Origin of the sequence: Actinomycetospora succinea (assembly GCF_004363095.1) — a bacterium.
GTDB lineage: Bacteria > Actinomycetota > Actinomycetes > Mycobacteriales > Pseudonocardiaceae > Actinomycetospora > Actinomycetospora succinea.
The window spans coordinates 249,374-261,548 of record NZ_SNYO01000002.1 but is presented as its reverse complement, the minus strand read 5'-3'; the positions used below and the strand labels follow the sequence as shown (position 1 = coordinate 261,548).

The 12,175-nt window shown below is 74.9% G+C and carries 15 protein-coding genes; 7 read left to right on the top strand and 8 right to left on the bottom strand.

Annotated elements, in window-relative coordinates:
* Nucleotides 1-134 precede the first annotated feature (134 nt).
* The 3 genes from EV188_RS07615 (at nt 135) to EV188_RS07605 (ending at nt 2,409) form a co-directional block, all read left to right on the top strand.
* Complete coding sequence (locus EV188_RS07615; RefSeq protein WP_243741543.1) at nt 135-671, top strand: DUF1707 SHOCT-like domain-containing protein; 537 nt, start codon at nt 135-137, stop codon at nt 669-671.
* 288 nt (nt 672-959) lie between these two features.
* Nucleotides 960-1,562, top strand: coding sequence for an isopentenyl-diphosphate Delta-isomerase (idi, locus tag EV188_RS07610; protein WP_133826287.1), 603 nt, complete (start codon nt 960-962; stop codon nt 1,560-1,562).
* A gap of 58 nt (nt 1,563-1,620) precedes the next feature.
* The gene (locus EV188_RS07605; RefSeq protein WP_133825658.1) at nt 1,621-2,409 is read left to right on the top strand and encodes a YybH family protein; all 789 of its coding nucleotides are present in this window, start codon (nt 1,621-1,623) and stop codon (nt 2,407-2,409) included.
* A gap of 20 nt (nt 2,410-2,429) precedes the next feature.
* On the opposite strand, the gene EV188_RS31425 is transcribed toward EV188_RS07605, so the two are convergent.
* A complete protein-coding gene (locus tag EV188_RS31425; protein WP_166659775.1) occupies nt 2,430-2,858 on the bottom strand; it encodes a VOC family protein in 429 nt (142 codons plus the stop codon).
* Nucleotides 2,859-2,863: 5 nt separating this feature from the next.
* Nucleotides 2,864-3,718: a helix-turn-helix domain-containing protein gene (locus tag EV188_RS07595; protein ID WP_133825657.1), complete on the bottom strand. Its 855-nt coding sequence runs from the start codon at nt 3,716-3,718 to the stop codon at nt 2,864-2,866.
* A gap of 105 nt (nt 3,719-3,823) precedes the next feature.
* On the opposite strand from EV188_RS07595, the gene EV188_RS07590 reads away from it, so the two are divergent.
* On the top strand, nt 3,824-4,147 hold the full coding sequence (locus EV188_RS07590) for a putative quinol monooxygenase (protein WP_133825656.1): 324 nt from the start codon (nt 3,824-3,826) through the stop codon (nt 4,145-4,147).
* A 25-nt stretch (nt 4,148-4,172) separates the two neighbouring features.
* Here the strand turns inward: EV188_RS07590 and EV188_RS07585 are convergent, their stop codons facing one another.
* The gene (locus tag EV188_RS07585; protein WP_133825655.1) at nt 4,173-5,612 is read right to left on the bottom strand and encodes an MFS transporter; all 1,440 of its coding nucleotides are present in this window, start codon (nt 5,610-5,612) and stop codon (nt 4,173-4,175) included.
* Between the two features lie 92 nt (nt 5,613-5,704).
* Here EV188_RS07585 and EV188_RS07580 point away from each other — a divergent pair, with 92 nt between their 5' ends.
* Both EV188_RS07580 and EV188_RS07575 read left to right on the top strand, forming a co-directional pair.
* Nucleotides 5,705-6,229, top strand: a complete 525-nt coding sequence (locus EV188_RS07580; protein WP_133825654.1) for a TetR/AcrR family transcriptional regulator — start codon at nt 5,705-5,707, stop codon at nt 6,227-6,229.
* A 102-nt stretch (nt 6,230-6,331) separates the two neighbouring features.
* Nucleotides 6,332-6,694, top strand: a complete 363-nt coding sequence (locus EV188_RS07575) for a DUF3040 domain-containing protein (RefSeq protein ID WP_166659774.1) — start codon at nt 6,332-6,334, stop codon at nt 6,692-6,694.
* 7 nt (nt 6,695-6,701) lie between these two features.
* Here the strand turns inward: EV188_RS07575 and EV188_RS07570 are convergent, their stop codons facing one another.
* Together EV188_RS07570 and EV188_RS07565 are read right to left on the bottom strand one after the other, a co-directional pair.
* Nucleotides 6,702-7,418: a Crp/Fnr family transcriptional regulator gene (locus EV188_RS07570; RefSeq protein ID WP_133825652.1), complete on the bottom strand. Its 717-nt coding sequence runs from the start codon at nt 7,416-7,418 to the stop codon at nt 6,702-6,704.
* A 121-nt stretch (nt 7,419-7,539) separates the two neighbouring features.
* Nucleotides 7,540-8,862: an MFS transporter gene (locus EV188_RS07565; RefSeq protein ID WP_243741541.1), complete on the bottom strand. Its 1,323-nt coding sequence runs from the start codon at nt 8,860-8,862 to the stop codon at nt 7,540-7,542.
* A 151-nt stretch (nt 8,863-9,013) separates the two neighbouring features.
* On the opposite strand from EV188_RS07565, the gene EV188_RS07560 reads away from it, so the two are divergent.
* Complete coding sequence (locus EV188_RS07560; protein WP_133825651.1) at nt 9,014-9,355, top strand: universal stress protein; 342 nt, start codon at nt 9,014-9,016, stop codon at nt 9,353-9,355.
* Here the strand turns inward: EV188_RS07560 and EV188_RS07555 are convergent.
* The 3 genes from EV188_RS07555 to EV188_RS07545 form a co-directional block, all read right to left on the bottom strand.
* Nucleotides 9,352-10,380: a hemolysin family protein gene (locus tag EV188_RS07555; RefSeq protein ID WP_133825650.1), complete on the bottom strand. Its 1,029-nt coding sequence runs from the start codon at nt 10,378-10,380 to the stop codon at nt 9,352-9,354. The genes EV188_RS07560 and EV188_RS07555 overlap by 4 nt on opposite strands.
* A complete protein-coding gene (locus tag EV188_RS07550) occupies nt 10,377-11,708 on the bottom strand; it encodes a hemolysin family protein (protein ID WP_133825649.1) in 1,332 nt (443 codons plus the stop codon). The genes EV188_RS07555 and EV188_RS07550 overlap by 4 nt, the downstream gene beginning before the upstream one ends.
* Nucleotides 11,709-11,894: 186 nt before the next feature.
* The gene (locus EV188_RS07545; RefSeq protein ID WP_133825648.1) at nt 11,895-12,122 is read right to left on the bottom strand and encodes a hypothetical protein; all 228 of its coding nucleotides are present in this window, start codon (nt 12,120-12,122) and stop codon (nt 11,895-11,897) included.
* Nucleotides 12,123-12,175: the final 53 nt, after the last annotated feature.

Here is a 12,175-nt window from a genome sequence, read left to right as displayed (position 1 = left end):
TGGAATGGTTCCAGAAAGCTGAGGCTGTCCTCAGTCGTTGCCCGCGATTCACACCGCTCCCTCGCCGGGAGGCGCACGATGGAGGTGCCGGGCCGGGCGCACCGGGGTCGTCCCGACCGGCGTGAGGAGGCGCCGTGGACACCGACGATCCGCACACCGGGGACGAGCACCTGCCCGAGAGGCCGTCCCGACCGGCCGGCCGCGACGGGCTCCGCGTCGGCGACGCCGACCGCACGGCCGCCCTCGACGCGCTGGGGGACCACCTCGCCGCCGGCCGTCTCGACGTCGACGAGTTCGGCGACCGCTCGGCCCGCGCCGCCGTGGCGGTGCACCGCGTCGACCTCGCGGAGCTCTTCACCGACCTGCCGGCGCCGCACCCGACGCTGCCCGAGGCGCCGAGGCCGCCGGCCCCGGCCGCTCCCGCCCCGCGCCGCGAGGCCCGGAACGACCACCTGCCGGTGCGCCCGCCCGTGGCCGGCCTCGGGATCGCGATCCTGCTCGTGATGATGCTGCCGGTGATGGTGCTCGGGGCCGTGACCACCGGATCCGCCGGCGGCCTGCTCGTCCTGCCGCTGCTGTTCGTGATCCTCGGGCACGCCGGTCGTGCCCGGCGCGGGCGGTGGCACGGCCGCGGTCCGGGTGATCACTGGGGCCCGCCCGGGCGCTGGTGAAAATCGGTCGGGCAGGGGGCTGGCGCGATCACTCGGGATGAGGTTAGGCTTACCTCATCGCTGCGCGGGTGTTGTGGTGGCGCCCAGCGGCAGCGGCGAGAGGCGGGCCCGGACTCGAGGGATGAGCCCGGGCCCGCCGATCTCGCTTGTGTACCACCTTTCGCCCGCCCGTGCCTGGCGACGGTTCGTGACCTGCGGTGATGCTCCCGCGGGGCCGGCAGCGGGGTGACCTCCTCGATCCCGAGATGCCGCTTCCGTCCCGTCCGGGGAAGCTGGCTCCCTGTGGGGATCACCGAACGGGTCGTGCTGCTCGACGAGGCGGGAGCGGCGGCGGGAACGGCGGCGAAGGCCGACGTGCACCACGACGCGACGCCGCTGCACCTCGCCTTCTCCTGCTACGTGTTCGACGCGCGCGGCGAGCTGGTGGTGACCCGCCGGGCCCGCAGCAAGGCCACGTTCCCGGGGGTGTGGACCAACAGCTTCTGCGGTCACCCCGGCCCGGGCGAGCCGATGGACGTCGCGCTGCGCCGGCGCGCCCGCCAGGAGCTGGGCATCGAGCTCGACCGCCTGCGCCTCGTGCTGCCCGGCTTCCGCTACCGCGCCGAGCAGGGAGGGGTGATCGAGAACGAGATGTGCCCGGTGTTCGTGGCGCACACCAGCGACGAGCCCCGCGAGCCCGACCCCGGCGAGGTCGACGAGGTCCGCACCGTCGCGTGGGCGCTCTTCCGCGACGACGTCCTCGCCGGGACGTGGCCGGGCATCTCGCCGTGGTGCGCCGACCAGGTCCGCGCCCTGGCCCCGCTCGGCGAGGACCCCGTCGGCTGGGCGCCGGGCGACCCGGACGCCCTCCCGCCCGCGGCCTTCCTGGAATCCCTCGCGGCCGACCGATGACTCGCCGGCCGTGCGGGAGTTCCACCGGGTGAGAGCACGATCCACCGAGGAGGACACCATGGCCACGGCCGACGAGAAGGAGATCCGCGAGCTCATCGAGCGGTGGGCGCACGCGGTCCACGTGGGCGACCTGGACACGGTGCTCGCCGACCACGCCCGCGACATCGTCATGTACGACGTCCCGCCGCCCCACGACGGCGTGCGCGGGATCGAGGACTACGCGCAGACCTGGCCGCCGTTCTTCGGGTTCCAGGCCTCCGGCGCGAGCTTCGACATCGTCGAGCTCGACGTCACCGCGGGCGACGACGTCGCGTTCGCCCACGCCCTGCTGCTCTGCGACACGCCCGCCGAGCGCGCCGCCCACCCCGAGCGCCGCCTGCGCCTCACCCTCGGGCTGCGCAAGGAGGACGGCCGCTGGGTCGTCGCCCACGAGCACCACTCCTTCGCCGACGAGACCCCGATCGCCGAGGAGGACGAGCAGGCGGTCCGCGCGGTGCACCGCGGCTGGGTGGCCGACACCGCGGCCGGCGACCTCGACGGCCTCGTCGCCACGATCGCCGACGACGTCGTCTCCTACGAAATGGCCGGGAAGCTGGAGTACGTCGGCATCGACGAGGTGCGCGAGGTGTGCCGCGAGGGGCTCGAGGCCTCGCCCGGCCCCGTCGACTGGGAGATCCCGGACCTGCGCGTGTCCGTCGGCGGCGACCTCGCCGTCTCGTGGGGGATCGACCACCTCACGCCCGCCGGCGGCGAGACGGTGCGCTCGCGCGGCACCCGCGTCTTCCGCCGGACCCCCGACGGCTGGCGGATGGTCCACCAGCACCTGTCGTTCCCGGCGGAGGGCTGAGCGCTCGATCTCCCCCGCGGTCAGGGCCGCGGCGCGCCCGGGTAGGTCCCGAACTGCCAGTGGTTGCCCTCGGGGTCGCGCACGGCGACGTCGTGGGAGCCGTAGTCGGTGTCGTAGGGCTCGCGGACGATCTCGCCGTCCCCGGCGTCGCGGACGCGGGCGGCGATGGCGTCGATCTCCGCGGCGTCCGGCACGACGACGTAGGCGGCGAACGAGCCGCTGGAGGTGGCGCGCTCGTCGGTGCCCGGGCGCTGCTGGCCCATCATGAGCCCGCCGCCGGTGGGCCACGCGAGCTCGGCGTGCTGCACGACGCCGTCGTCGCCCGCGTAGGCGACGACCTCGACGAACCCGAGCACGCCGGTCAGCCAGGCCATGAGCCCGCGGGCGTCGGCGGCGGCGAGCGTGGGCCAGACGGTGGGCGGCGGGGTCTTGCCGTCGGTGTTGTCCATGGCGCTCACGATGTCCCCTCCGGCATCACCGGGTCTTGGATGTTCCCGATCTCCTCGGCGATCCAGCGCGTCGGCGAGCAGCCGGCGAGCGCGCCGAACTCGCGGGTGAGGTGGGCCTGGTCGGCGTAGCCCCCGTCGGCGGCGATGTCGGCGAGCCCCAGCGGGACGCCCGCCGACGCGCGGGCCGCGAGCCGCCGCCGGGCCCGGTCGAAGCGCGCCATGCGCCCGGCGACCTTCGGCGCCACCCCGATCTCGGCGCGGAACCGCTGGCCCAGGTGCCGCTCGCTCCACCCGACCTCGTCGGCGAGCGCGCGAACCGGCACCGTCCCGCCGGAGCGCACCACCCGCCGCCACGCCTCCCGCACCTCGGGGGCGACGGGGCGCGCGGCGGTCCCGGTGACGCCGTCGAGCGAGCGGCGCAGGACGTCGTCGATCGCGGCGAACCGCCCGGCCCAGCCGTCGGCCTCCTCGACGCGCTCGTGCAGTTCCTTCGCGACCGCCCCGAGCACGGCGTCGCCGTCGACGGTGACGCCGGCGAGCTCCGCGGCCGGGCGGCCGAGCAGCGCGCGGGCGGCCATCGGGTCGAGGACGACGTGCAGACCCGACTGCCGGCCGTCGTGGACGATCGACTCCGGCGTGGTGTGCAGGCCCCCGATCGCGACGTCGCGGCGCACGAGCGACCCGTCGGGCGCCCGCATCGTCAGCGGCTCGCCGAAGGTGACGATGAACGTCAGGTACGGCGAGGGCAGCCCGCGGTGCACGCCCGGGGCGCCGCCGCGCAGGTCGTAGCCGTGGTAGGCGACGTGGCCCGCGAGCGCGCCCGCCGGGCGCCCGGAGCGCCCGTCCGCCGTCTCGGCCATGGGTCCAGTCTGGCGCCGCCCCCGTCCCGTGGCGACCTCTCCCGGGCCGCGGGACGATCGACGTCGACAGCTCCGACGATCGAAGTGGATGGAGAGAGACCCGCCGTGATCCTCATCAACGTCAAGTGGACGGTGAAGCCGGAGTACGCCGAGCAGTTCCCGTCGCTGGTCAAGGAGTTCACCGACGCGGTGCGCCGGGAGCCGGGGAACATCTTCTTCGAGTGGTCGCGGCACCTCGAGGAGGACAACACCTTCGTGCTGGTGGAGGCCTTCCAGGACGACGCGGGCGAGGAGCACGTGCAGTCGGACCACTTCCAGCGGTTCGTCGAGCAGGCCCCCGACTGGGTGTCGACCGCGCCGAAGATCATCAACGTGCAGAACGTCCCGCAGGACGGCTGGGGCGAGATGGGCGAGGTCCAGCCCCGCTGACGGGACCGGGGGACCGGCCGGGGTGCTACACCCCGGCCGGCTCCCGCTCCGCCTCGACGGCCCTCCCCAGCAGGCGCCAGGCGCCGAGCGCCGTCGCCGCGAGGACGACCGCCCCGATCACCGAGGCCATCTGCAGCCCGCTCGTGAACGCCTCGCGCGCGACGCCCCCGTCGACGCCGGGGTGCGTCAGCGCCCCGCCGAGCGTCTCCTGCCCGGTCCGGGCGGTGAACACCGCCGCGGCGACGCTGCCCAGCACCGCGGTGCCGAGCGCGCCGCCCAGCTCGTAGCCGGTCTCCGAGATCGCCGACGCGGCGCCGGCGCGGTCGGCGGGCGCCGCGGCGAGGATGAGGTCGTTGGTCAGCGCCTCGGCGAGCGCGACACCGCCGCCGAGCAGCACGAACCCGGCGACCACCGCGCCCAGCCCGCCGAGCAGGCCGACGAGGGCGAGCCCGGCCCCGGCGAGCCCGAGCCCGACGCCGACCAGCCCGGGGGCCGCGAACCGGCGCACCAGGCGGGCGGCGACGAGCGCGCCCGTCACCCCGGCCACCGAGCCCGGCAGCATCCACAGCGCCGCGGTCAGCGGGCCGAGGCCCAGCACGAGCTGCAGGTACTGCGGGATCAGGACCAGGAGCCCGACCAGCGCGAACACGCCGAGCAGGTTGGTCACCACCGACACCGAGAACGGGCGGCGCGCGAACAGCGCCAGGTCGATCAGCGGGTGCTCCAGGCGGCGCTGGCGGCGGACGAACACCACGCCGGCCCCGATCCCGACGACCGCGGCGACGCCGGCGCCGACTGTCGGGCCCTCGGTCGCCAGGGTCTTCACCGCGGCCACCAGCGGCAGCATCGCCGCGAGCGAGAGCGCCGCGGACGGCAGGTCGAACGGGCCGGGGTGCGGGTCGCGGCTCTCGGGCAGGACGCGCGGCCCGAGCGCGAGCAGGAGCACGATCACCGGGACGTTGATCAGGAAGACCGAGCCCCACCAGAAGTGCTCGAGCAGGAAGCCGCCGACGACCGGCCCCGCGGCCGCCCCGCCCGAGAACGCCGCCGACCAGACGGCCACCGCGGTCGCCCGCCGCCGTGGCTCGGGGAACGCGGTCTTGATCAGCGAGAACGTCGAGGGCATGAGCGTCGCCCCGCCGAGGCCCAGCAGGGCGCGGGCGACGACGAGCGTGCCCGCGGTCGGCGCGAACGCCGCCGCCACCGACGCGACGCCGAACGCGGCGGCGCCCCACATCAGCAGGCGCCGGCGGCCGATGCGGTCGCCGAGCGTGCCCATCGTGACCAGCAGCCCGGCGAGCACGAACGAGTAGGCGTCGACGATCCAGAGCTGTTCGGCGGCGCCGGGGTCGAGGTCCTCGGTCAGGGCGGGCAGCGCCGCCCCCAGCACCGTCATGTCGATGCTGATCAGCAGCACCGGCAGGGTCAGGACGGCCAGGGCGAGCCCCGGCGACCGGCGCGACATCGTCGCCTCCACGACTGTGTGTGCACCGTCCGGACGGTGCAGTTTCGGGCGAACTCGAAACTACACCGGCTGGACGGTATAGCGTCAACCCCGTGCCTCGCCCGTCACAGCGCGACCGCATCCTCGACGCCTATACGGACCTCGTCGTGACCTCCGGCCCGGAGACGGTCACGCTCGACGCCGTGGCGTCGGCGGCCGGCGTGTCCAAGGGCGGGCTGCTCTACCACTTCGGCTCGCGGGAGGCCCTGCTCGACGGGCTCCTCGACCGCTCGCGCGAGCTCAACGACGCCGACCTCGCCACCGCCCGCGAGGCCCCGGAGGGCGTGGCGCGCTACTACCTGCGCACCTCGATCGACGACCCCGCGGCGGGCAGCACGGTGTACCGCGCGACGGTCGCGATGATCAAGCTCTCCGCCACCGAGCCGCGCGCCGCCGAGGTCACCCGGCGCTGCATGGCCGGGTGGCGCGCCGCGCTGACCGAGGAGCTCGGCGACCCGCTGGCCGCGGACGCCGTCGCCGCCCTCGGCGACGGCATCTACCTGCGCGCGATCGTCGGCGACGACAGCCCCGGGCTCGCCGACGCGCTCGAGGAGGTGCTGCGCAGGCTCCGCACGTGAGCGATCCGGGTCGCCGGGGCGACCCGGATCGCTCACGTGGGCGCAGCCCATCGTGGCCGACGACACGGTGCCGCCAGGGCGGATCGTGTGGACTGTGGTGGGGTGGAGCCGCACGAGGAGCCCGGACGGCCGCTCGAGGAGACGTCCGGGAACCCCGCCGACCGTTCGCCCGACCCCGACGACGAGCGCTTCGCCGGCATCGTCGCGCACCTGGCGCACGAGGACCCGCAGTTCGTGCGCCGGGTCAGCGCCCCGCGGGCGGTGGGGCTGGGCGTCGGCGACCTCATGATCGTCGTCGGGCTCGTCGCCACCGTGCTGTTCGGCGTGGTGCCGCTCGGCATCGGGCTGCACGCCGGCGCGGTGCCGCTGCTGGTCGTCGGCGCGCTCGGCTGCCTGCTCCTGCCCGCGGGCGCCCCGCTGGCCGTGCGCGCGATCCTGCGCCGCACGCGCCCGCTGATGCCCTAGCCGGGGCTCAGACCGCCACCGCGTCGACCCGGCGCCGCAGGCTCGGCAGGTCCCGGACCACGATGCTGCGGCCGTCCTTGCGCAGCACGCCCTCGGCGACGAGGCGCGAGAGCTCGCGGCTCGTCGTCACCCGCGTCAGGCCGACCATGAGCGCCAGCTCGTCGACCGGCGGGCGCACGCTCAGGCGGGCCTGTGTCGTCGGGGCCCCGAGCGCGCCCTCGCCGTAGGCCTCGACGAGGTGTCCGAGCAGCAGCGCGACGCGCTCGCGGGCGGGCAGGCCGTCGAGGCAGACGTGCAGGTGGAGCACCCGCTGCTTGTGGGCGACGCGCCGGACGACCTCGACGAGCAGCTCGGGGTCCTCCCGCGCGGCCTCGATGAGCGCGTCGCGCCCGATCGAGCGGATCTCGGTCGGCACCACGGCGGCCGCGGTGACCGGGTGCGGGGCGCCGTCGAAGCACGGGCCCTCGCCGAGGCTCGCGCCCGGCTCGGCCCACGAGATGACCCGGACCGTGCCGTCCGGGCGCACCATGTGGATGCGGACCCGGCCGCGGACGATGACGTGGAAGGTCGCCGACGTGTCGCCCTGGCGGTAGAGGTGCTCGCCGGTGCGCAGGGTGCGCGCGACCCCGAGCGCCTCGATCCGGCGGCTGACGGCCCCGGTCTCGGCCAGCAGGAACGGCGAGACCGTCGGGGTCGGGACGGCGGTGCTGGTGCTGCGGGTCACGGGCGCCCCCTTCCCCTGAGACGTCACCGGCCGCCGGGTCGGGGCGGTCCGGGCAGGGTAGAGCCGGACCGGCGCCTGCCGAAAGGGACGAAGCAGGCGCCGGTCTCCCGGTCGGCGTTCCTCAGGCCGCCGCCGGCTCGCTCGCGAGGCTGATGGAGGCGGCGTCGGTGTCGGGCAGCGCGATGGTGCATAGCAGGCTCACGACCGACAGGCCGGCGAGCAGGATGCCGATGGCGAGGCTCGACCCGAGCGACGCGACCAGGGCGGTGGCGATCAGCGGCACGACACCGCCGCCGAGGACGCCGGCGAGGTTGTAGGCCATGCCCGCACCGGTGTAGCGGTAATGGGTCGGGAAGAGCTCCGGCAGCTGCGCCCCCTGGGGCCCGTAGGCGAGGCCGACGACGCCGAGCACGACGGACAGCCCGAGACCGAACGCCCATCCCGTCCCGATGTCGAGGATCGGGAAGGCGATGAGGCCGCCGACCACGGACAGGCTGTTGCCGATGATGATCATTCTTCGACGTCCGACGCGGTCGGACAGGATCGCGCCGGCAATGGTCGTCGCGGCGAACACCAGGCCGCCGATGATGCCCATCGCGAGCACGGTCGTGCGGGGCAGCTCGAGGTTCTGGGTGCCGTAGCTCGTCAGGTACGTGACGCCGATGTAGAAGAACGCGAACACCGCCATGGTCGACCCGGCGCCCAGCAGCACCCGGCCCAGGTGGGTGCTGAGCACCTCGGCCACCGGCATGCGCGTGCTCACGTTCTTGTCCCGGGACTTGAAGGCGGCGGTCTCCGTGATCGCGAGGCGCACGTAGAGCCCGACGGCGACGAGCAGCACGCTCGCGATGAACGGCACCCGCCAGCCCCAGGCCAGGAACGCCTCGTTGCTCATCGTCAGCGCGGTGGTGAGGAAGGTCGCGCTGGCCAGCGCGAACGCCAGCGACGGGCCGAGCTGGGGGAAGAGCGCGTACCTGCCGCGCGTCTTGCCCGGCGAGTTCTCGGCGGTGAGCAGCGTGGCGCCGGCCCACTCGCCGCCGACCGCGAGGCCCTGCAGGATCCGCAGCACGACGAGCAGGATCGGGGCGAGGATCCCGATCGTGCCGGTGGTCGGCAGCACGCCGATGGCCAGCGTCGAGAGCCCCATGAGCAGCAGCGTGGTCACCAGGGTCTTCTTGCGGCCGAGCTTGTCGCCGAAGTGGCCGAAGAGCACCGACCCGAACGGGCGCGCGACGAACGCGACACCGAACGTCGCGAGCGCCAGGGCGGTGCCCGCCGCGGCGCCGAGCGACGGGAAGAAGACCTTGTTGAACACGAGCGCGGCGGCGGTGCCGTAGATGAAGAAGTCGTAGAACTCGATGACCGTGCCGGTCATGCTCGCGATCGCGATGCGGCGCATCGGCGGTGGCGAGCTGCTCGTCGTCGACGCGTCACTGCTGGTCACGGAGCCTCCTGAACATTCGTACGGGCACACGGAGTGTCCGGTTCAGGACAGGTTGTCGTCTGTATCACACACTACAGACGCCCGTTCGCCCGTGTGCTGCGCGCGGACGTTCCCCTGAGTGACCACCGGTCGGAGGGGGTATGACACCGCGATGACGATCCTGGTCGCGGTCACCGACGACCCCCAGGGCACCGCGGCGCTCGACGTCGCCGTGGCCGAGGGTGAGCGCCGTGCCACCGGCGTCGTGGCCCTCAACCTGCGCGCGGGCCCCCTCGCCGCCCCCGACGGTGCCACCGTCGTCGACCGCCTGCTCGGCGTGGAGGACGGCGACGCCGTGCTCGAGGCCCTGGAGTCCGACGCCGACGTCGACCTGCTCGTCGTCGGCGTCCGCCGCCGCTCGCCGCTCGGCAAGGCGATGCTCGGCGACCTCGCCCAGCGCCTGCTGCTCGAGGCCGACGTGCCCGTGCTGGCCGTGAAGTCGCCCGCCTCCTAGGGGCGCGCCCCGGCGTGGTGGATGTCGCCGACCAGCGCCGCCAGCACGTCGTCGAGGGCCACGACGCTGCCGGGCTCGGCGTCCCCGTCGCCCACGAGCACCAGGTGGGAGCCGCTGCGCCGCATCCCGGCCAGCGCGTCGGCCAGCGAGGTGTCGGCGGCGAGCGTGGTCAGCGGGCGCACGAGACGCCCGGGGACCGGCCGGTCGCGCGGCGGCGCCGGCGGGCCCAGCAGGTCCTTGACGTGCACGTAGCCGTGCCAGCCCCGCTCGTCGCGCAGCGGCAGCCGCGAGAACCCCCGCGCGTGCGCCAGGGCCTCCAGCTCGGCGACGGTCGCGTCCGGACGCGCGGTGACGACGTCGTCGACGGCGACCGTGGCGAGCGTCGCCTCCGAGAACCCCAGCGCGCCGTGCACCAGCGCCGCCTCGTCCCGGTCGAGCAGGCCGTGGGCGCGCGACTGCTCCACGAGGTCGGCGACCTCGTCGCGGCTGAACGCGCTGGCCATCTCGTCGCGGGGCTCGACGCGCATCGCCCGCAGCGTGACGTTGGCGAGGCCGTTGAGCACCCACAGGAACGGGCGCAGCACCGTCACGATCGCCACGAGCGGCGGGGTGAGCACCAGCGCCGCGCGGTCGGGCAGGGCGAGCGCGATGTTCTTCGGCACCATCTCGCCGACCGTCACGTGGAGGAACACCACGATGAGCAGCGCGATCGCGAACGCCACCGGGTGCACGGCCGCCTCGGGCAGGCCGAGCGCGGCGAATGCCGGCTCGATCGCCGCGGCGACCGCGGGCTCGCCCAGGGCGCCGAGGCCCAGCGAGCAGATCGTGATGCCCAGCTGCGCGCCGGCCATCATCAGCGAGACGTTCTCCATCGCGCGCACGGTGACGCGCGCGGCCCGTGACGTCGCCGCCCGCGGCTCCAGCGAGGCGCGGCGGGCGGAGATCAGGGCGAACTCGGCGCCCACGAAGAACGCGTTGACCGCCAGCAGCACGACCGCCGTGGCGATCCCGGCCCCGATGCTCATGCGGTCACCGCTTCCAGGTCGAGCCGGATCGCGGTGACGCGCCAGCGTTCGGTGGCCTCGACGGTGAGGCGGACCGGGCGCTCCTCGACCTCGCCCAGCTCGTCGCCGGCGCGCGTGGCGGTGACGGTCACGGTGTCGCCCTCGGCGGGCACGCGCCCGAGGTGCTCGGCGAGCAGGCCGGCGAGCGTGTCGTACTCCGGCGACTCCGGCAGCGCCCAGCCGAGCAGCGCCGACGCCTCGTCGGGCCGCAACCGGCCGTCGGCGCGCCAGGTCGTGTCGCCTAGGCGCTCGCCGGGCGGGGTGCCGGGGTCGTGCTCGTCGCGGACCTCGCCGACGATCTCCTCGACGAGGTCCTCGAGCGTGACCAGGCCCGCGAGGTCGCCGTACTCGTCGACGACGAGCGCGAGCTGCACGTCGCGGGCGCGCAGCAGGGTCAGCAGGCGGTCGAGGTCGACGGTCTCGGGCACGACCTCGACGGGGCGGGCCAGGATGGCGACCGGCGTGCTCGCGCGGTCGGCGTCGGCGACCCCGAGGGCGTCGCGGACCTGGACGACGCCGGGCTCGTCGCTCATCACGGGGAAGCGTGAGCGCCCCGTCGCCGCGGCCCGCTCGAGCATCGTCGCGACGGTGTCGGCGGGCGCCAGGGTCTCCATCGCCCCGCGCGGGGTCATGACGTCGGCGGCGTGGCGCTCGGTGAACGCGAGCGTGCGCTGCACGAGCGCCGCCGTGTCGCCGGGCAGCGTGCCCTGGTCGGCCGAGCGCCGGACCAGCGAGAACAGCTCCTCCGCCGAGCGCGCCGACGCGAGCTCCTCGGTGGGCTCCACGCCGACGGCACGCACGAGCACGTTGGACGTGTTGTTGAGCAGCAGCACCAGCGGGCGCGTCACCGTGGTGAACCCGCGCATCAGGCCCTGCACGGCACGCGAGGTGCGCAGCGGCTGGGAGATCGCGAGGTTCTTCGGGACGAGCTCGCCGAAGATCATCGTCAGCGCCGTCGAGAGCACCAGCGCCACGGTCAGCGACACCGCCGACGCCGCGCCCTCGGGCAGGCCGAGCGACGTGAGCGGCGGGGTGATCAGGCGCGCGATCGCCGGCTCGGCGAGGAAGCCGATGGCGAGGTTGGTGACGGTGATGCCGAGCTGGGCGGCGGAGAGCTGCGTGGACAGCGAGCGCAGGGCGGACAGGACGCCCCGGGAGCGGCGGTCGTGCTCGGCCTCGCGCTCGACGGTCGCGCGGTCGACGCCGACGAACGCGAACTCGGCGGCGACGAACACCCCGCACGCGAGGACGAGCAGCGCCGCCACGAGGAGCAGCAGGATTTCGGTCACGGGCGGGCACCCGTGGCGGTCCGTCGATGTCGTCGCCGGCGGCGGCGTCTCATGGTCTCCTCGTCGGGGTGGTCGAACCGGTCAACCGCGACAACGGACCGGCCCGCGCGCGAGTTCCCGGGCGCGCCCCCGAACGGGTTACTGGCTGGTATCTCTCGCTGGGCGAGAGATACCAGCCAGTAGTCGTCAGGTCCCCGTGCTCTGGCTCGTCGAGGCGCCGGGCGGCGTGCCGCCGGGACCGCCCGCGGCGCCGTCCGGCGGGCCGCCGAGCGGGCCCACGAGCATCGAGACGCCCAGGCCGACGAGGAACGCGACGACGCCGATCAGCGCGGCGATCTTCGCCGACACGGTGCGCGCGGCCTTCGTGACGGGCCCGGGGGCGGTGAACGAGGTGGTGGGTTCGGCTGCGGTCATGACGTCGAGCATCGGAGGGCGCGCTGTCCGCTCGGTGTGGTCGACCTGTGGCC